The sequence below is a fragment of the Streptomyces sp. O3 genome (assembly GCF_054788135.1).
In genome coordinates, this window is the sequence record NZ_JBTVYK010000012.1 from 93478 (window position 1) to 112679 (window position 19202).

Here is a 19202-nt window from a genome sequence, read left to right on the forward strand (position 1 = left end):
CTGCGCGCGGCGCAATCCGGGAGATGCGGGCCGGGCCGCCGACTGCGACGGTCGTAGGGCGTCAGCGCACCCTCCGACGACCGCCGGGAGTCCCGTTGAGAACCGCGCACCGCACCTGCCCCATCTGCGACGCCGTCTGCGGCCTGCGGATCGAACTCGACGCGGGCGGCGGGGTCCGCTCCGTACGGGGCGACGACCAGGACCCGCTGTCGCGGGGCTATATCTGCCCCAAGGGCGCGAGTCTCGGCCGGATCGACGAGGACCCCGACCGGCTGAGCAGGCCGCTGATCCGCTCCGGCGACCAGTGGCGCGAGGCCGACTGGGACGAGGCGTTCGCGGCCGTGGAACGCGGTCTCATGGGCGTCGTCGACACGCACGGGCGGCAGGCGCTCGCCGCGTACTTCGGCAATCCGACCTTCCACACCATGGCCGGGATGTTCTACCGCGGGCCGCTGGCGCAGTCCCTGGGCAGCACCCAGCTGTACAGCGCGAGCACCATCGACCAGATCCCCAAACACGTCGCCAGCGGGCTCCTGTTCGGCAACGGCACGGCGATCTCGGTGCCCGACCTGGACCGTACGGAGTTCCTGCTAATCCTCGGCGCGAACCCGGCGGAGTCGCACGGCTCGCTGTGCGCCGCTCCCGACTTCCCCGGACGGCTGCGGAGGCTCCGCCGCCGCGGCGGCCGGATCGTCGTGGTCGATCCGCGCCGTACGCGTACGGCCGCGCTCGCCGACGAGCACCTGTTCGTACGGCCGGGAACGGACGCGCTGCTGCTGTTCGCCCTGGTGCACACGCTGCTCGCCGAGGACCTCGCGACACCATGGGTCCCGGTGGACGGGCTGGCCGAACTGCGGGCGCACGCGGCCCCGTTCAGCCCCGACGCGGTGGCCCCGGTGTGCGGGGTCGCCGCCGGGCGCATCGTGGCGCTGGCGCGTGAGCTGGCCGCCGCGCCCGCGGCCGCCGTGTACACCCGTATGGGCACCTGCACCGCCGACTTCGGCACCGTGACGCAGTGGCTCGTCGACGTGGTCAACGTCCTCACCGGCAACCTGGACCGGCCCGGCGGGGTGATGTTCCCGAAGCCCGCCACCATGGAAGTCCCGTGGGGGCCGCGCCCGTTCACCCGCGGCCGCTGGCACAGCCGGGTCAAGGGCCTGCCGGAGACCCTGGGCGAGTTCCCGGTCGCCACGCTCGCCGACGAGTTGGAGACTCCGGGCGACGGGCAGATCAAGGCCCTGGTGACGGTGGCCGGGAACCTGGTGCTGTCCGCGCCCAACGGGCCCCGGATCGGCCGCGCGCTCGGGGACCTCGACTTCATGGTCTGTGTGGACCCCTATCTCAACGAGACGACCCGGCACGCCGACGTCATCCTGCCGCCGCCGCGCATGCTGCAGATGCCGCACTACGACCTGCTCCTGCTCACGGTCACCGTCCGCAACTACACCCGCTTCTCGCCGCCGGTCCTGCCCCTGGAGCCGGGGCAGCTCTCCGAGGCGGAGATCATGGCCCGGCTCTGTCTGATCGCGGCCGGGCAGGGCGCCCAGGCCGACCCCGGCCAGCTGGACGAGATGATCATCGAGCAGATCCTCGGCGGCGCGACCGCGATCGAGGGCTCCCCGCTGGAGGGCCGGGACGCGGCCGAGCTGCGGGCCGGGCTGACCGGGGACAGCGGGCCCGAGCTGATGCTGGACGCGATGCTCAAGGCGGGCCCGTACGGGCTCAGCCTCCAGGAGCTGCGCGGGCACCCCAACGGCCTGGACCTGGGAGCGCTGGAGCCCCGCCTGCCCGAGGTGCTCAGCACCGAGTCGGGGCGGGTCCGCCTCGCCTCGCCCGAGCTGGCCGAGGAGATCGAGCGGCTGGGCGCGCGGCTCGGCGCGCCCTCGCCGGAGACCGTGCTGATCGGCCGCCGCCAGCTGCGCTCCAACAACAGCTGGCTGCACAACATCCCGACGCTGACCGGCGGCAGCAACCAGTGCACGCTGCACGTCCACCCGGCCGACGTGGCCCGGCTCGGGCTCGGCGGCCACGCCCTGGTGCGGTCGGCGGCCGGTGAGCTGGTCGTCCCGGTGGAGCCCACCGAGGCGATCATGCCGGGGGTGGTCAGCCTGCCGCACGGCTGGGGGCACGGCGGCTCGCCGCAGCGGGTCGCGGCGCGGCACGCGGGCGCCAACGCCAACGCGCTGACCGATGACGCGGTGTTCGACGCGCTGTCCGGCAACGCCGTCTTCAACGGCGTCCCGGTCACCGTGGCCCCCGCACCGGACACCGCCGACGCCGCCGACGCTGACGCCGCGTATGCCGACACCGGTGCGGGTGCGGGTGCGGCCGTGCTCGGCGTCCAGACCGTGTGACGGCGGCGCGCCGCGCACGACGGTAAACGGTGGTGGGGGGGGGGGGCCCGGGGCGGGCGCCCCCCCCCCCCCCCCCCCCCCCCCCCCCCCGGGGGGGGGGGGGGGGGGGGGGGGGGGGCGGCCCCCCCGGGGGGGGGGGGGGGCCCCCCCCCCCCGGGGGGGGCGGGGGGGGGGCCCCCCCCCCCCCGCCCCCCCCCCCACCACCGTTCCCGGCCTCCGCAGGCCTCAGGGCGGGGTCAAGCGGGGTTGCGGGCGACCGCCAGCAGATACCCCATCTCCGGCAGCGTCCCCACCGGGTGCCGGAAGACCTCCAGCATCGGCGCGATCTCCTGGCCGTAGCGGGCGGTGAGTTCGTCGAAGCGCTCGTTGACCGCCGCGGTCACCCGGCGGGCCGTGTTCGCGGTGTGGTCGCTGATGTCGGACAGCTCCTCCAGCTCCAGGCCGGAGGCGAGCAGCAGTGCGCGGTACTCGTCCAGGAGAAGCCGCGGGTTGCCCTGCATGCCCGCCTCGAACTCCTCCACCATCTTCTTGGACTCGCCGACCAGCGGGGCCCGCAGCAGGAAGTCCGTGAGCACCAGCCTCCCGCCCGGCTTGAGCACCCGGCGCAGCTCGGCGAACGCCCTCGCGCGGTCCAGGTGGGGCAGCGTCTCCAGGGCCCACACGACGTCGAAGGCGCCGTCCGCGTACGGCATCGCCTCGGCATCCGCGTACGCGAACGACACCCGGCCGCTCAGGCCCCGCTCGGCGGCGCGGCGGCTGGCCTCGTCGATCTGGGCCTGGTTGTTGGAGACGCCGACGATCTCGGCCGCGGTGGTTTCGGCCACCCGGATCGCGGGCAGTCCGATGCCGCAGCCGACGTCGAGCATCCTGGTACCGCTGGTGAGGCCGGACTTCCCGGCGAGCAGATCGGTCATCCGGTCGGCGGCCGCGCGGTTCGAGCGGTCGTCCTGAGCCGTCTCCCAGTAGCCCTGGTGGAAGTTCTCGTCCCACAGCTCCATGACGAGCTGGTTGGCGATCTCGTAGAAGGCGTCGGTGTCGTGGGCCGGGGAACCGGAGCCGGCCTGTTCGGCGCTCATAACCCGGCCCGCTCGGCCGTGACGAACAGGAAGGTGCCGGTGCTGGCCTGGTGACGGATCGTCAGCCCGGCGTCGGCGAGCCACCGGCGGACGTCGTCGTACGCGAACAGGAGCATGCCTTCGGGCCTGCTCGGGAAGTAGTTGGAGGCCTGGAAGTAGCGGTCCACCGGGTCGTCGGCCCAGACGAAGGTCATCAGCGTGAAGGTGCCGCCCGGCTTGAGCACCCGGCCGATCTCGCGCAGTGCGACGTCCGCCTGCTCGGGGAACGCCTGAAGCGCGTTCCAGCAGTTCACGCCGCCGATGGAGGCGTCGGCGAAGGGGAGTTCCAGGGCGCTGGCGACGACCGCGGGCGTCTGCGGAAGGCGGTTGCGCAGGGCGGTCAGCATGGGCAGTCCCATGTCCTGGGCGATCAGCCGCTCGGTGCCCACGGTCCGCGTCAGCACCTCGGTCCAGCGGCCCGCGCCCGCCGCGAGGTCGAGGAACGGCCCGTCGACCGGGTCGGTGTGCGCGGCCAGGTAGGCGTCCTCGTCGGCCGGGGTGACCTCGACGCCCCAGTTCAGGCCCGCGATGCGCAGGAACGCCGGGCGCAGCACGGCCTCGTAGTAGTAGCCCATGCTGGGCATGGCCGCCAGCTTGGACAGCAGATTGGCGGTGACGTCGTCGGCCTTCTCGGCCGCGCTCTCCCGCCACGCCTCGTCGCTCTGGCCCGCGGACAGGTCGAGCAGGCCCTGCCCGATCGGGTACGTCGTGGCGCAGGCGGCGCAGCGGGCGCGGTCCGCGTGGATGTCGAGCGGGCCCCGGCAGGAGGCGCAGCGCAGCGCGTCGGTGTGCCGCTGGAACGCCTCGGCGGGCAGGTCCGCCGGGGTGGCGGGGGCGGCGGCCTCGGTGGGCATGGGGTAGGCGAGCTCGACGGGGACCCGGCCGTTGCGTACCGCCCAGTAGGCCCGCATGCCGGTGTACGACCAGACGGTGCGGGTGTCGTTGTCCCAGTTGCTGGCGATCTGCTCGGGCGTGAGGGTCTTGATGGCCTCCTGGTCGAAGCCGCGTTCCTCGTCGTCGAGCCGCCAGCTGGCCGGTGACGGCCAGACCCGGCCCACGTCGGGCCGGGCGGGGTCGAGTCGGCGCAGGCTGCGCTCCAGGCGGGAGGCGTCGTGCGCGTCGAGCCCGACGCCCTCGGTCGCGGCGCGTACCCGGTCGCGCTCGCCGGGGAAGTGCGAGACCAGGTAGAGCAGGGCGAGCGTCAGCGGCCGCTGTCCGTCGCCTTCGGCGAGCAGCGCCAGGGGCCGGTCGAGGCCCGCGCGTACGGCGGACGCCAGCGGCCCGTCGGCGTCGGGGTGGGCGGTGTGCTCGGTCTCGACGAGCAGGCCGATGAGTATCGCGAGATACCCCTTGCGCCGCTCGTCCGCCGTGTCGAGGGCGGCGAGCAGTCTGGGCGTCGCCGCCGCCGCGTGGTCGGTCGCGGTGCCGTCCGTGTTCCACAGCGCGCCGGCCAGTCGCGTGAAGTGCGCTGGAAGCTCGTCCGCCGCCGCATCGCTGAAGCGGTCCAGGAGTTCGGCCACTGAGGGGTGGGTGGTCTCCACAGTCATGCGCGCGACCTTTCGAGAAGAGATGAAGGAAGGAGCGGGCGGAAACGGGCAGAAAGAGACAAGCCTCGGACGTCCTTCCGTCCTTCGGCTGACACGCCGCGACCAGCTTCGCGGCGCGCCCCGCGCCGACGCATCTCGTGGATTGCGCGGCTCGCCCCGCACGCCGGGAGATGCGTCGGCGCGGCGCGGGACGCGATGCTCGCGAGGGCGTCCGCGGGACCGCTATACGGGCCGCGCGCCCTCCGCACACCCTCCGTGGGACCGCCGTACGGATCACCGTCCGCCGGATCACCGTCCACCCGCCGCAACAGGAGGCCCCTCACCCATGACTGCCACCGACGAACGGGGAACGCATCTGCCCGCCCCCGGAGATCCGGCGTACGAGGCCGCGACCCAGGTGTTCAACCTGTCGGCCCCGGCCCGTCCGGCGGCGGCCCTCACCGCCCTGACCGTCGAGGACGTGCGCGCCGCGGTGCGCGCCGCGCGGTCCCGCGGCCTGTCGGTACGGGTGCACGCGACGGGCCACGCGGCGCCCACCGCCCGGCCCATGGACTCCGCCGTCCTGATCCGTACACGGCTGACCGGCGGTGTCACCGTCGACGCCGACGCCCGCGTCGCGCGCGTCCCCGCGGGCACGCTGTGGGGCGAGGTCGTCGAGGCCGCGGCCGCGCACGGGCTGGCCGCGCCGCACGGCACGGCGCCGAACGTCGGGGCCGTCGGCTATCTGCTGCGCGGCGGGGTGAGCTTCTACGGCCGCCGTACCGGCGTCGCCGCCAACAGCGTACGGGCGATCGAACTGGTCACCGCGGACGGCGAGTCGCGCCGCGTCGACGCCGCGTCGGACCCGGAGCTGTTCTGGGCCCTGCGCGGCGGCGGTGGCGGCTTCGGCGTGGTGACCGCGGTCGAGGTCGAGCTGTTCCCCGCGTCGGTGGTCGTCACCGGGGCGGCGTTCTGGCAGGCCCCGCACCACGCGCGGGTGCTGTCGCGGTGGCTGGAGTGGACCCGGCGCGCGCCTCGGGAGGCGGCGACGTCGATGCGGGTGATGAACCTGCCGCCGCTGCCCGAGATCCCCCCGGAGCTGACGTCAGGACCCGTACTGTGCGTGGCCGGTGCGGTGCTCGGCACGGACGGCGACGACCCCGCCACGGCAGAGCGGCAGGCGGACGAACTCCTCGCGCCGCTGCGGGCGGTGGGCGATCCGGTGTTCGACACCTGGCACACGGGCCCGCCGTCGGACGTACTGGACACGCATATGGACCCGGCCGAGCCGTTCGCGATACTCGGCGACCACATGCTCCTGTCCGACCTGGGCGAGGAAGGCGCCGAACGGTTCCTGCGCCTGGCCGGTGAGGGCTCCAACTCGCCGCTGGTGGCTGCGGAGTTGCGGCAGCTGGGCGGCGCGCTCGCCGAGCCCGACCCGGCGGGCGGCGCGCTCTCCCGCATCGAGGCGCCGTACGCCTTCATGGCCGCGGGGGTCTGCGACGGGGACCCGGCCACCGACGAGGCGATCCTGGGGCACTGCGCCGCGCTGCGCGCCGCGCTCGCGCCGTGGGACACCGGGCGGACCGCGCCCACCTTCGTGGAGAAGCGCGACCGGCCGCAGGGGCATCTGAGCGCCGAGCAGATCGTCCGCCTCGACCGGATCCGCGAACGCGTCGACCCCACGGGCCTGTTCCGGGGCGACATCTCCCCCAACGCGTCCGCGCTGGCCTCCGCACTCCCCTGAGCCCGAGCCTGAACTGAGCCCGTCCGCACGACCACTGCCTGTCACCCTCTCAGGGAAGAGGAAGGGAACAGAATGGGAAGGTCGAACTACATGGTGGCGCTATGTGTGCACACTCCCCGAGAAACTCGCAGCTTCATCTGCTTCTGATGATGCCGAGTCACCAACTCGCGCGAAAGGGAGCTGAGTTGGGGTTCCGTATCTGGTCGATATGGGATCCGAAGCAGCTTGAGACCGACTTCGCCCCGCAGATCGAAGAGGTCTCCGAGGAACTGCTGCTCACCGACTTCTCCGACGAGACCGGACTGCGCGAGACCATCGCGCGGACCGTGCGACGTCACGGCATCGACGCCGTGCTGCACGGCGGACACGGCAGCCCCGCCCTGACGGCGGTCCGGGAGGCATGGCAGTCGGGCCTGTCCACCAACCCGCCGACCGTGTACAAACGCCTCCAGGCCCTCGAAGGCGACGGACACGAACCCGCGTCGGCCCCCAGAGTGAGCGTCGAGACCCTGACCGTGAACGGGCACCACCACATCGTCGGAATGACGGCCCAACGCACCACAGGAGCACCGCACTTCCATGTGACGGGCTATCTCCACCCGGCGCCGTTGACCGAGTTCGAGTACGGGACCATCAAGACGGCGGTCGAGGAGCGGCTGACGGCCAGCGGATACCACTCGGGCCCGGCTCACACGCTGGTGGCGCTGCTGCCCCACGGACCACGGATCGTGTCCTGTCGCCCGCACCTGGGCGCCGACCGCATTCCTCTGCTCTTCGAGGTCGCGCGCGAGTTCGACCTGGAAGCGGCCATTTTCGCCGGCCTCCTCGGCCACCGCCCGGTCGTGCCAGAAGCTCACCAGTACGCGGAGATCGGCTTCTTCCTGCTACCCGAAGGACGGCTGGAGACGTACACCGGCACCGAGGACATCGCCGTGACCCCGTGGGTCCGCGGCGCCCGGTTTCCGTATTCCGTCGGCGACTGGGTCGCACCCGTCGGCAACCCGCGCGCCCGGCGCGCCTATGTGGTCGTCGAGGGGGACACACCAGAGCTCACTGCCGAGCGGGTCGCCAAGGCCCGAAGAGACCTGGTGGCCGAGATCCGGTAGGCAGCGGGTGCGGAATGCGGCCTGATTAGGACTGGCGCATGCTCCGCAGGGATGATCGAATGTTTCGGTTGCGTGTGTCTCATTTCTCACCGTTCACGGGAGGAAGCAGGGTGCGGACCGTGACAGTGCAGGACATTCAGGACGATGCGAGTACTCGGCCGAAGTTCGCCGTACTGGGGTCTCTGGAAGTCCGCATCGGCGGCGAACTCCTGCCACTCAACGGTGCGCTACAGCAACGCGTCCTCGTCACGCTGCTCCTGGAAGCCGGACGCGTCGTACCCGTCTCCCGCCTGGTGGACGCCGCATGGCAGGAAGAACCGCCGGACAGCGCCGAGCACCAGGTGCGCAAGGCCGTGGCCAAACTGCGCGGCCGCATCCCGCACGGCCACGACACCATCGTCACCGACGGGGCGGGATACCGAGCGGTCGTCGGCGCCGGGCACCTCGACCTGCTGCGCTTCCAGCAGCTGTTGAGCCGGGCGCGGGAGTCACTGGAGGCGGGGGACAAGGAGCACGCGGCCGCGCGGTTCCGTGAGGCGCTGGCGCTGTGGCGCGGGTCCGTACTGGCCGGATCCGGTGGCCGGATCATCGACGCCGCCTCGACCGCGCTGGAGGAACAGCGGCTCACCGCCGCCGAGCAGCTCTACGGCCTGTGTCTCGAAGCGGGCGAGGCCGCCAGCATCACGGGCGAGCTGCGCGCCCTGGTCGACGAGCATCCGCTGCGCGAGACGCTGCGCGGCCGGCTCATGCTCGCGCTCTACCACTCCGGCCAACAGGCCTCAGCACTCGACGAGTTCAGCCGAGCCCGAGAACAACTCGCGGACGAGCTGGGCATTGACCCCGGTGCCGAGCTGACCGGACTCCACGAACGCATTCTGCGCCAGGACCCCGCGCTCTCCCGCCCGGAGCGCGCCCCCGCACCCGCCGCCCCGCACCAGGCGACCGAAACCCCGCACGCACTGCCGTTCGACGTGCCCGACTTCTCCGGCCGCGACTCCGAGCTGCGGTGGATCTGCGAGACGGCCCGCCGCGCCCCGGAAGGCTCGCCGACGGTCCTGGCCCTCGACGGCATGGGCGGCGGCGGCAAGACAGCCCTCGCCGTCCGGGCCGCCCACCAGTTGGCCGGGGAATATCCGCACGGCAACCTCTTCATCGACCTGCACGGCTTCACGCCGGGCCACACGCCGCTCAGCACGTTCCAGGCACAGGGCGACCTGCTCGCGGCCGCCGGCATCCCCAGCGAGGAGATCCCCACCGTGCCGGCCGGACGCGCCGCGCGGTGGCAGTCCTATATGCGCGGCCGTCACATGCTCCTCGTCCTGGACAACGTTGCCTCGTCCGAGCAGGTCCGGGAGTTGATCCCCGCCTCCAGCACCAGCCTGGTCCTGATCACCAGTCGCCCGCGGCTGACTGGCCTCGACGGCGCCGAGTGGCTCTCCGTGGGCACCCTTCCGGAGCTGGACAGCCACCAGATCCTGCGCACCACTCTCGGCGTGGAACGCGTCGAGAAGGAGCCGGAAGCGGCCCGTGAGCTACTGCGGCTGTGCGGAGGGCTGCCGCTGGCGGTCAGGATCGCATCCGCCCGGCTGGCGAACCGCCCGCGCTGGACCCTCCAGCGGCTCGTCGAACGGCTGCGGGACCACGACCGACGCCTGGACGAACTCACCAGTGAGGGAAGGGGAGTCGCGAGCGCACTGCAGATGTCGTACCAGTCGATGCCGACCGAGCAGCGCACCGCGTTCCGTCTCCTTGGCCACCACCCAGGACGCTATCTGGACGCCGACGAGGCCGCCGCGCTCTTGGGCGTCGATGCCCTCACGGCCGAGGACGTCATGGAAGAACTCGTCGACATCCGGCTCCTGGAGGCCAGGGAACCGGGGGTGTACGCGCTGCACGACCTGGTGCGCAGCTTCGTCCAGCGGGTCGCGCAGGGGGAGAGAGCGTCGGAGGACGGGCAGGCGAGGGAGCGGCTGCTCGATCACTACCTGCGCATGGCCGAACTCGCCTGCGACACGCTGTTTCCCGGGCGGCGCCGCGTCGGCAGCAGTGACGAAGAGGGCTCGCCGGCGGGCGGCTTCGGCCACAAGGACCGGGCGCTCCAGTGGCTCGACCAGCACCGCGAGAGTCTGCTCGCGGCCGTGGACGCCGCGTACGAGGGAGGGTTGCTGTGGCATGCCGCGCGGCTGCCGCGTGAGCTGGGCTTCCACTCCAGCATTCGCGGCTACGACGCGAGTGCCAACGTGGCGCTGGAGAAGGGCGTCAACGCGTCCGCCCAGCTCGGAGACCAGTCGCTGGCCCGGCTGAACCTGATGAACCTGGCCATGGGCGAGTGGCGGCTGGGGCAGCTGAGCAGCGCGGTCGCCCGCCTTGAGGAAGCCGTCGAGCTGTCCCGGCGGATCGGGGACGAGCACAGCGAAGCCGAGTGCCGAGCCCGTCTCGGACAGGCGTACAACAGCATGGGCGAGCTGGAACGCGCGCTGCAGCTGAGCCAGGAGGCCAGCATACGTGCGCAGGAGCTCGGCTTCACTCGGCTCGACGGCTCCTCGCTCAGCATGCTGAGCCTGATCCAGGTACGGCTCGGCCGGTTCGAGGACGCGGTGGAGTCAGCGGAGCGTGCGGTGGCCATCTTCGACTCGATCAAGGAGGTGCAGCTCTCCGTGCACGCGTTGAGCTACCTCTCCCAGGCGATCGAGGGCCTGGGCCGCTACGAGGAGGCGCTCGCCCGGATCGACACGGCACTGGAACGGTGCCGGAACCTGAACATGCTCTCGGAGTTGCCGCTCGTACTCGCCCGCAGAGCCGATGTGCTGGTGCGCATGGGCGAGCTGGAGGAGGCGGCGGACAGCGGCGACCACGCGCTCGCCAAGGCCACCCGCAGCACCGGCGACATCCACCGCGCCGCCGTGCACCTCTCCGTCGGACGCGTGCGGTACGCACAGGGGAACCTGGATCTGGCGAGGGATCAGCAGCTGCTGGCCCATGAGATCGCCTGTCGGATGGAGCTGCGCTACGACGAGGCATGCGCGCTGTGGGGCCTTGCCCGTACCGCGAACGCCCAGGGGGACGCGCGCATGGCACAGGAGCACCGGGTGGCGGCGGACAGCCTCTTCTCTCTCATGAAGGTACCGGAAACCGCCCGTTGAGCCGGGTGCGCCGGGCGGCTCACGGCGCGGGTATCGAGCGGGTGTCCAGAGGGGAAGGGGCCGGGAAGACGGACCGGCAGCATCTGAGGAGTCGAAAGGTTCGTCCTTCTAAGGGGTTCACTCATGCGCTCCACTTCTCTCGCCGCCGCCATCGCCCTCGGAGCACTCGTCGGGGGATTCACCGCTTCCTCCGCCGTCGCCGCCGCACCTGAGATCGTCCAGCAGGGCGCCGTCGCCTCCGCGGCCACGGCCACGGCCTTGACGAGCGCCGCCGTCGCGACGGAGGACAACCACGGCAACGGCTGAGCCGGTGGCACTCTTCCGACCGGTGGCACTCTTCCGAAAGGACCTCAGCCGATGGCAGGCCGCCTCCTCATCTTCGACTGCGACGGCGTACTGGTGGACAGTGAGAGACTCAGCGCCCAGGTGCTGAGCGCCATGGCGGGCGACCTGGATCTCGTCTTCACCGAGAACGAGGCGCTCTCCTTCCTGAGGGGCCGGAAAGTCGCCGAATGGGTGGCCGAACTGGGCGACGTCAGCGGCCGCCCCGTGCCCGACGACTTCATCCCCGCGTTCCGCAGACGCGCGGCCGAGCGGTTCGCCGAGGCGCTGCGGCCCGTACCCGGCGTGGCCGAGGTGCTGCGCGACCTGACGCTTCCCCACTGCGTCGCCTCCAGCGCCCCGCTGGAGAAGATCCACCAGACCCTTGGTCTGACCGGTCTGCTGCCGCTCTTCGAGGGCCGTATCCACAGTGCGTACGAGGTCGGCAGCTGGAAGCCGGACCCCGGCCTGTTTCTGCACGCCGCGCGCGTCATGGGCGCGGCTCCCCAGGACTGTGCGGTGATCGAGGACAGCGTGGTGGGCGTCAGAGCGGGGGTGGCCGCGGGCATGACCGTGTTCGGGTATGCGCCGCCCGGCAGCGGTATGGCACCCCTGCTCCGGGACGCCGGCGCCGTACCGTTCCCCGTCATGGCGCGGCTGCCGGAGTTGATCGACCGGTGGGCCGCCCGGCCTGCGACGGCCGTGACCGCAGCACACGGCTGAACACGGCGCGGCCCTCATATGCACAGAGCGTGAGCCGCCCGCACGCGGCCGGGACTTCGCTCACGCCGTCACGCTCGAAAACGACGCCCAGAAGCGGTGTCGGAAGCGATTCCTGAAATCGATTCCCGAAATCGATGCCTCAAAACGACGTCGGAATGCGACGTCGGCAAACGACGCCCAGAAACGGTGACCCCATGCCGAGCGTTCTAGAACGACTTCAGGACGTCAATGAATCAGCAGAGATCTGGTGGGACTCCTCGCCGCTCGATTTCCCCGCCTGGCGGGACGAGTTGCTGGCGAGCGCTCCCGATCTCACGACCCGCGGGAGGTGGGCCGAACAACTGGCCCGCTTCCTGTCCCCCCAGAATCCGCAGCACTCCCTCGTACGCGGAGTGACGACCAATCCCTCGCTGGTCGCCCAGAGCGTGCTGGCCGCCCCGGAGCGGTGGAGCACCCGAGTCCGCGCCCTGATCAGGGACCGGCCCCTGGCCGACGTGGAGGACACCTACGCCGCCGTCTACCAGGACGTCCTCAGCCGCTCCGCCGCCGAGATGCTGCCCACCTGGCAGGCGTCCGACGGCCGCTACGGCTGGGTGTCGGGCCAGCTGGACCCGCGCCTCACTTTCCACACCGACGGAATGCTGCAGCAGGCTCTGCGCTTGGCCCAGTTGGCACCGAACCTGATGGTCAAGGTGCCGGGATCCGCCGAGGGCTACCGAGTGATCGAGGAGCTGGTGGCGCGCGGCATCTCCATCAACAGCACGTTGTCGTACACCGTCCCGCAGTTCATGGCCTGTGCCGAAGCCGTCGAGCGGGGCCTGGCACGGGCCCGCGCCAGCGGCGTGGACGCCACCCGCTGCCGCGCTGTCTTCACCCACATGATCGGCCGGTTCGGCGCCAACCTCGATCTGCGGTACGAGGCCGAGGCGCGCGGTATCGACCTGAGCCAGACCGATCTGCGCTGGGCGGAGATCGCCGTACTCAAACGCATCCACACCATCATCCGCGAGCGGGCCCTGCCCCTGAAACCTCTGCTGTCGAGCCTCCTGGCCGACGACCCGCAGCAGGGCGCCACCACCCTCGCCCTGCACCTGGAGCAGACGGCGGGCGGCGACATCGCCTACACCTGCAAGCCGCGGTTCATCGCCGACATGATGCGGCGCGAGCACGAGCTGGACGCCTTCAGGCCTGGGGCGATCGACGAGGACGTGCCGCACGAGGTCCTTGAGCGGCTGCTGCGGCTGCCGTCGTTCCAGCACGCCTACGCCCACGACGGCATCGCACCGGAGGACTTCGCGCACTACGGCTGCTTCGTGTCGACGTACGCCGAAGTCCTGCAGAACACCCGCAAGCTCATCGACTTCGTAGCCCGCAACATCCAGGAGGCCACGACGTCCCGTGAGCTGGTCACCGCAGGCCGCTGACCAGCCGCGCCAGCGGCCCCGTAGCGGCCGCGCCCACCCGAAACCGACTCGCGGAACGAGGCGGATCACCTTGCACCCATCCATCGCACTGTGGAGCCACCCGAGGTCGATGTCCACGGCCCTGGAGCGCTCCTTCTCGGAGCGGGGAGACTTCAAGGTCTTCCACGAGGAGTTCGCGTACGTCTTCTTCATGTACGAGGAGCGCGCGGACATCCCGCACAAGAACCCCAGCCCCGACCATCCCCTGACCTACACCGAGATCAAGGAGCTGATGGAACGGGAGAGGGCCATGACTCCCGTGTTCCACAAGGACTTTCCGTACCACGTCCTCGACCATCTGCTCACCGACCCGGACTACTTGCTGGGGCAGACCAACACCTTCCTCATCAGGTCCCCGCACGAAGCGGTGCTCTCCCACGCCACGGTCCACCCTGGCCTCACCCGCGAAGTGCTCGGCTACGAGCAGCTGGCCCGGCTTTTCGACCGGGTCCGCGAACTGACCGGCCGCACACCGCCCGTCATCAACGCCGCCGACCTGGCCACCGACCCCGCTGGCACCTTGGCGGCCTACTGCGCGGCTGTGGGCATCCCCTTCAGACCCGAGGCCCTCAACTGGGACTCGGGGGAGCGCCCGGAGTGGCGCACCTGGAGCGGCTGGCACCGCGAGGTCAGCGACAGCAGCGGCATCCGCCGCCCGGACCGCAAGTACCGCTTCACCCTCGACGAGCGGCCACAGCTGCGCACGTACGTCGACTTTTGCGAGCCCTTCTACGCGCACCTGGACCAGTTCCGCATCCACCCGGCCGCACGCCCCGCCGGTGACACCCCCATAGAGACCGTGGAGGACGTGGCATGAGCATCCGCACCGTCATCGTCACCGGCGGCGCGAGCGGCGTCGGCCGGGCCCTGGTACGGCGCTGCCTGGACGACGGCATGACCGTCATCGCCTGCGACATCGACGAACCGGCGCTGAAGGAACTCGACCGCGACCACGCGGGCCGCGCCCTGGACGTCCAGGTGTGCGACGTCGCCGACCGCGCCTCGTGCGAGGCGTTCATGGACCGGGTGCTCGCCGACCACCCCGAGGTCGACGGGCTTGTCAACAACGCGGGCCTCTACCTCGGCCAGCCCGTCACGGAGTACGACGACGCCACCATCGACCGGGTCATCGACGTGAACATCAAGGGCCCGGTGTGGCTCTCACGCCGGTTCGCCGCCCACCTCGCCCAGGACGAGCGGCGCGGCGCCATCGTCAACCTGGCTTCGGTCGCGGGGGAAGTGGGAAGTTCGGACGCGCTGTACGGCACGGTCAAGGCCGGAGTCATCGGACTGACCAAGTCCAACGCCATGAACTTCGCGCCTCGGATCCGCGTCAACGCCGTCTCACCCGGCCTCATCGTGCGCACCGCGATCGCCGACCGGATCCCCGGCTACCGGTACGCCGAGTACAAGCGCCAGGAGCAACTGGACGGTGACATCGAGCCCGAGGACGTGGCCGCCGTGTGCGCGTACCTCCTCAGCGACGACGCCAAGGTCCTGACCGGGGCGGTGCTCCGCGCCGACAACGGCAGCTATCCACGCTGAGCGCTCCGCGGGAGTGCGGGCGCCGTACGCCAAGGCGACCGGCGCCCGCACCGCGCCCCTCACCTGAACCACCGCCCAGACAGGGAGAGATCCAATGCCCGAGCGCACCACCGTGCACGAGAGCGACCCACGGCCCCTCATCATGCTGGTGGGCATGGGAGACCTGTCCGCCCAGGTGCTCACCATGCTGCTCAGCAACCCGGCCACCAACCGGGTGGTGCTGGCGGGACGTGACACCGAGGCCATCCGCCGCCGCGGCAACCTCGCCCACTTCACCGCCACCAACCTCGGCCACACCGGCTCCGTCGACACCGTCCACATGGACCTGCACGACGTCGCCGCGAGCGCCGAGACCCTCGCCCGAGTGCGGCCCGACATCGTCTTCATGGGCGCGTCCCTGCAGTCCTGGCGCCGGATCACCGAGCTGCCGCCGGAAGTCTTCGAGGAGCTCGACCAGGCGCAGTTCGGACCGTGGCTGCCGATGCACCTCACCCTCAACCACCTGCTGATGCAGGCGCTGCGCCAGTCCGGTACCGCCCCCAAGGTCGTCAACGCGGCCTTCCCCGACGCGGTCGGCCCCGTGCTGGCCGCGGCCGGACTCCCGCAGACCCTCGGCATCGGCAACGTCGCCAACATCATCCCGGCGCTCACCCACGGCACCGCCCACCTGTTGGGCGCGGACCCCGCGCGGGTCGAGCTGCGGCTCGTCGCCCAGCACTACTTCAGCCACTACGTGCCGCGTGCCGGGGACGCGGGCCAGGGCGCCTACCACCTGAGCGCCAGCCTGGACGGCCACCCCGTCGAGGTGTCGCACGAGGACCTGTTCCGCCAGCTGAACGGCCGCCTCAAGCGGCTCGGCGGCGTACCGGGACAGCTCCTCACGGCGTCATCGGCGGTTCGGGTGCTGACCGCGATGGCAACGGACAGCCACCTCCTCGCGCACGCCCCGGCGCCCGGCGGTCTGCCCGGCGGCTACCCGGTACGGGTCGGCCGCGACGGCGGCACCCTCGACCTGCCCGCCGGCCTGACCCGCGAACAGGCCATACGCATCAACGAGCAGTGCCAGGCGGCCGACGGCATCGAGCGCATCGACGCGGACGGCACAGTCACCTTCACCGAGCCCGAGATGGCCGTCATGCGGCGGCTGCTCGGCTACGAGTGCCGCACGATGCGCATCGAGGAGAGCGCGGACCGCGCGGACGAACTCGGCCAGAAGTACCGGGCGTTCGCGAAGAAGTTCCAGTGAGACCCGCCACCTCCAGGGAGACACTCATGGCCGAATCCCCCAACGCCGCCCCCGCCGCCGCCACGGCCGACGGCGCCGAGCAGTACGTCACCTCACTCGTCGACCGCTGGGACGACCTGATCGACTGGGACCAGCGCGAAGCCAGCGAACAGGGCTTCTTCACCGAGCTGCTGCACAGCGCCCAAGCCCACCGCGTGCTCGACGCGGCCGCGGGCACAGGCTTTCACTCCGTGACCCTGGCTGAGGCGGGCTTCAACGTCACCGCCGTCGACGGCAGCGCGGCGATGCTGGAGCGCACCGTCGCCAACGGCCGCAGGCGCGGCCAGCGGCTGCGCGCCGTGAACGCGGACTGGCGCGGACTGCACCGCCACGTCGACGGCGCCTTCGACGCGGTGCTCTGCCTCGGCAGCTCCTTCCCGCACCTCTTCGAGGAAGAGGACCGCAGGGCCGTACTGCGCGAGTTCTACGAGATGCTCGAACCCGGCGGCATCCTCGTGCTGGACCACCGCAACTTCGACGCCATCCGCGCTCACCGCTACCGCAGCAGCGGCAACTTCTACTACTGCGGCGACGGCGTCCAGGTGTCGGTTGCCCATGTCGACGCCCAGGTGTGCCGCTTCTCCTATGCCTTCCCCGACGCGGTCACCCACCACCTTGAGGTCTACCCCGTGCTCATGCAGGAGCTGCGTGAACTCCTCCTCGACGCGGGCTTCGACACCCTCCAGAGCTTCGGGGACTTCCAGGCGGACTTCGACCCGTACGGGGCGGACTTCGTCATCCACACGGCGCGCAAATCCTGAAGTGCCAGAAAGGGCAAGCATGTTGAACCACACCGCACCCCCGCGGCAGCATCCACGCATGCTGGTGGGATTCGCGGTCACTGTCCTGCTCACCAGTTTCGTCGCCGCGACCTACGGATTCGGCTTCTATCTGTTCTCTCAGCTCGTGACCGACATGCGGCACGACATCGGGTTCGGCTACACCGTGGTGGGCACCATCACCGCCGCGGGCCAGCTGGGATTCCTGCTGTTCGCGCTGTTCGGCACCTGGCTGTCGAACCGCTTCGGCGGTGCCCAGGTCACCATCGGCTCGGTCCTGTTGTGCGGACTGTGCCTGGTGCTCGTCCCCGTCACCGACAACATCGTCGTCATCGGGTTCCTGCTGACGATCCTCGGCGGCACCGCGGCCTCCGTGTATGTGCCGCTGGTCGAGATCGTGGGGCGGGTCATCGCCTATGAGCACCGCGGCAAGGTACTCGGCCTGATCTCCAGCGGCACCAGCTACGGCGTGTTCATCAACAGCATCCTCGTACCGCCGTTCGTCAGCGACGACAACTGGCAGGGGCTGTGGTACTCGGTCGGCGCGGGCACCCTCATGGTGACCGCTATCGCCACCTTCACGTTCTGGCGGGTCGGCCTTTTCCGGCCCGATGGCGCCGAGAACGCCCAGAGCACCACGGGCGCCGGGCGGGACGCTGCCACCGAACGGCAGGCGAGGAAGGACAGCGCGAAGGCAGGCTGGCGCATGGTGCTGGTGCGCTGGGTCGTGATCATCTGGGTGATGAAGTTCCTGAACGGGTTCGCCTGTATGCCGTTCCAGAACTACCTCTCGCCTTATCTGCGTGAAGAACTCGGCTTCGACATCAACTTCGCCGCCCAGGTCTGGGGCATCGTCGGCGTCATCGGCATGGGCGCCGGATTCGCCGTCGGCTGGCTCTCGGACCGCATCGGCGTCCGCGCCGCGCTGCTCATGTGCTACGCCAGCTTCTTCCTCTCGGCGGTGCTGCTCGTCCTCGCCCCGGTCGGCTATCTGCCGCTCGTCTCGGGCGTCCTGTTCGCGCTCGCCTTCTACCCGATCTACGGCCTCGTGCCCGCCTATGTGTCGAAAATGGCGAAGGGCGCCGCCGCGACCGTGATCTTCGGCGTCACCAATGTCACCCAGGGCGTCGGCGGCATCGCGGGCAACTACGCGGCAGGCATGCTCAAGAACGCCACCGGCAGCTTCATGTGGTACTACGTCCTGATCGCCGCCACCACCGTCGTGCTCGGCCTGCTCACCCTCCAACTGCCCCGCGAGGGCGCGACGGAGGCCACCATCGGCGCCGACACGCCGCAGCACTCCGACGACGCCGATCAGGTTCTCGCGGCCGGGGCCCGTCCCGAACCCGCACCCGCACCCGCACCCGCACCCGCCAAAGTGGCAACGGAGGTTGGCCGATGAACGTCACCGCACTCGCCCCCGCACCGGCCCCCGCGTCGGTGTGCACCTGCTGGCCGGGGGCCACCGTCTGGCTGACCGGACTGCCCAGCGCGGGCAAGTCGACCATCGCCACCGCACTCGCCGAGCGGCTGCGCACCGCGCACCGCAGGGTCGAGGTGCTCGACGGCGACGAATTGCGGGCCTCCCTGTCCTCGGGACTCGGCTTCAGCCGCGCGGACCGGCACACCAACGTCCAGCGCATCGGCATGATCGCCGAAGTGCTGGCGCGCAACGGCATCCTCGCACTGGTGCCGGTGATCGCCCCGTACGAGGAGAGCCGCCAGACGGTGCGCGCACGCCATGAGCGCTCCGCCACCGCCTATCTCGAAGTACATGTGGCGACCCCGGTGGAGGTGTGCTCCGCCCGCGACGTCAAGGGCCTGTACGCCCGCCACGCGGAGGGCCGGCTGACCGGACTGACCGGCGTCGACGATCCGTACGAGATACCGCAGCGGCCGGACGCCCGGATCGAGACGCAGCGCCAGAGCGTCGAGCAGTCCGTGGTGGCGCTGCACGCGCTGCTCACCCAGAGGGGGCTGGCATGACCACCGTGACCGAGATCGGCCCGTACACCGAAAGCCCTTACGCGCTGAGCCATCTGGACGCGTTGGAGTCCGAGGCGGTGCACATCTTCCGCGAGGTGGCGGGCGAGTT

The 19202-nt window shown here is 71.1% G+C and carries 15 protein-coding genes and 1 pseudogene; 14 read left to right on the forward strand and 2 right to left on the reverse strand.

Annotated features, from left to right (window positions below; all coding sequences use genetic code 11):
- Positions 1-95 precede the first annotated feature (95 nt).
- The gene (locus tag ACX6XY_RS08795) at positions 96-2354 is read left to right on the forward strand and encodes a molybdopterin-dependent oxidoreductase (RefSeq protein WP_460328031.1); all 2259 of its coding nucleotides are present in this window, start codon (positions 96-98) and stop codon (positions 2352-2354) included.
- Between the two features lie 236 nt (positions 2355-2590).
- Here ACX6XY_RS08795 and ACX6XY_RS08800 read toward each other — a convergent pair whose 3' ends face one another.
- Together ACX6XY_RS08800 and ACX6XY_RS08805 are read right to left on the reverse strand one after the other, a co-directional pair.
- The gene (locus tag ACX6XY_RS08800; protein WP_460328032.1) at positions 2591-3430 is read right to left on the reverse strand and encodes an SAM-dependent methyltransferase; all 840 of its coding nucleotides are present in this window, start codon (positions 3428-3430) and stop codon (positions 2591-2593) included.
- On the reverse strand, positions 3427-5016 hold the full coding sequence (locus ACX6XY_RS08805) for a class I SAM-dependent methyltransferase (protein ID WP_460328033.1): 1590 nt from the start codon (positions 5014-5016) through the stop codon (positions 3427-3429). The genes ACX6XY_RS08800 and ACX6XY_RS08805 overlap by 4 nt, the downstream gene beginning before the upstream one ends.
- Before the next feature lie 325 nt (positions 5017-5341).
- Here ACX6XY_RS08805 and ACX6XY_RS08810 point away from each other — a divergent pair, with 325 nt between their 5' ends.
- The 13 genes and pseudogenes from ACX6XY_RS08810 to ACX6XY_RS08870 all read left to right on the forward strand — a co-directional run.
- On the forward strand, positions 5342-6742 hold the full coding sequence (locus tag ACX6XY_RS08810) for an FAD-binding protein (protein WP_460328034.1): 1401 nt from the start codon (positions 5342-5344) through the stop codon (positions 6740-6742).
- A 185-nt stretch (positions 6743-6927) separates the two neighbouring features.
- The gene (locus tag ACX6XY_RS08815; RefSeq protein ID WP_460328036.1) at positions 6928-7848 is read left to right on the forward strand and encodes a phosphoribosylglycinamide synthetase; all 921 of its coding nucleotides are present in this window, start codon (positions 6928-6930) and stop codon (positions 7846-7848) included.
- Positions 7849-7967: 119 nt separating this feature from the next.
- A complete protein-coding gene (locus ACX6XY_RS08820) occupies positions 7968-10991 on the forward strand; it encodes an AfsR/SARP family transcriptional regulator (protein ID WP_460328037.1) in 3024 nt (1007 codons plus the stop codon).
- Between the two features lie 123 nt (positions 10992-11114).
- Positions 11115-11297, forward strand: a complete 183-nt coding sequence (locus ACX6XY_RS08825; RefSeq protein WP_460328038.1) for a hypothetical protein — start codon at positions 11115-11117, stop codon at positions 11295-11297.
- Positions 11298-11348: 51 nt separating this feature from the next.
- Positions 11349-12035, forward strand: coding sequence for an HAD family hydrolase (locus ACX6XY_RS08830; protein ID WP_460328039.1), 687 nt, complete (start codon positions 11349-11351; stop codon positions 12033-12035).
- Positions 12036-12229: 194 nt separating this feature from the next.
- The gene (locus ACX6XY_RS08835; protein WP_460328040.1) at positions 12230-13459 is read left to right on the forward strand and encodes a transaldolase family protein; all 1230 of its coding nucleotides are present in this window, start codon (positions 12230-12232) and stop codon (positions 13457-13459) included.
- Positions 13434-14315, forward strand: coding sequence for a sulfotransferase-like domain-containing protein (locus ACX6XY_RS08840; protein ID WP_460328042.1), 882 nt, complete (start codon positions 13434-13436; stop codon positions 14313-14315). The genes ACX6XY_RS08835 and ACX6XY_RS08840 overlap by 26 nt, the downstream gene beginning before the upstream one ends.
- The gene (locus ACX6XY_RS08845) at positions 14312-15043 is read left to right on the forward strand and encodes an SDR family NAD(P)-dependent oxidoreductase (RefSeq protein WP_460328043.1); all 732 of its coding nucleotides are present in this window, start codon (positions 14312-14314) and stop codon (positions 15041-15043) included. Before ACX6XY_RS08840 ends, ACX6XY_RS08845 begins: the two co-directional genes overlap by 4 nt.
- Before the next feature lie 94 nt (positions 15044-15137).
- Positions 15138-16289 carry a hypothetical protein gene (locus ACX6XY_RS08850; protein ID WP_460328044.1) on the forward strand — a complete coding sequence of 384 codons (1152 nt, stop codon included), beginning with the start codon at positions 15138-15140 and terminating at the stop codon, positions 16287-16289.
- A 26-nt stretch (positions 16290-16315) separates the two neighbouring features.
- The gene (locus ACX6XY_RS08855; protein WP_460328045.1) at positions 16316-17089 is read left to right on the forward strand and encodes a class I SAM-dependent methyltransferase; all 774 of its coding nucleotides are present in this window, start codon (positions 16316-16318) and stop codon (positions 17087-17089) included.
- A gap of 58 nt (positions 17090-17147) precedes the next feature.
- Positions 17148-18509, forward strand: a complete 1362-nt coding sequence (locus tag ACX6XY_RS08860) for an MFS transporter (protein ID WP_460328046.1) — start codon at positions 17148-17150, stop codon at positions 18507-18509.
- On the forward strand, positions 18506-19093 hold the full coding sequence (gene cysC / locus ACX6XY_RS08865) for an adenylyl-sulfate kinase (protein WP_460328047.1): 588 nt from the start codon (positions 18506-18508) through the stop codon (positions 19091-19093). Before ACX6XY_RS08860 ends, cysC begins: the two co-directional genes overlap by 4 nt.
- Positions 19090-19202, forward strand: a pseudogene (locus tag ACX6XY_RS08870) (sulfate adenylyltransferase subunit CysD); the annotation flags it as partial. The gene cysC and the pseudogene ACX6XY_RS08870, both read left to right, overlap by 4 nt.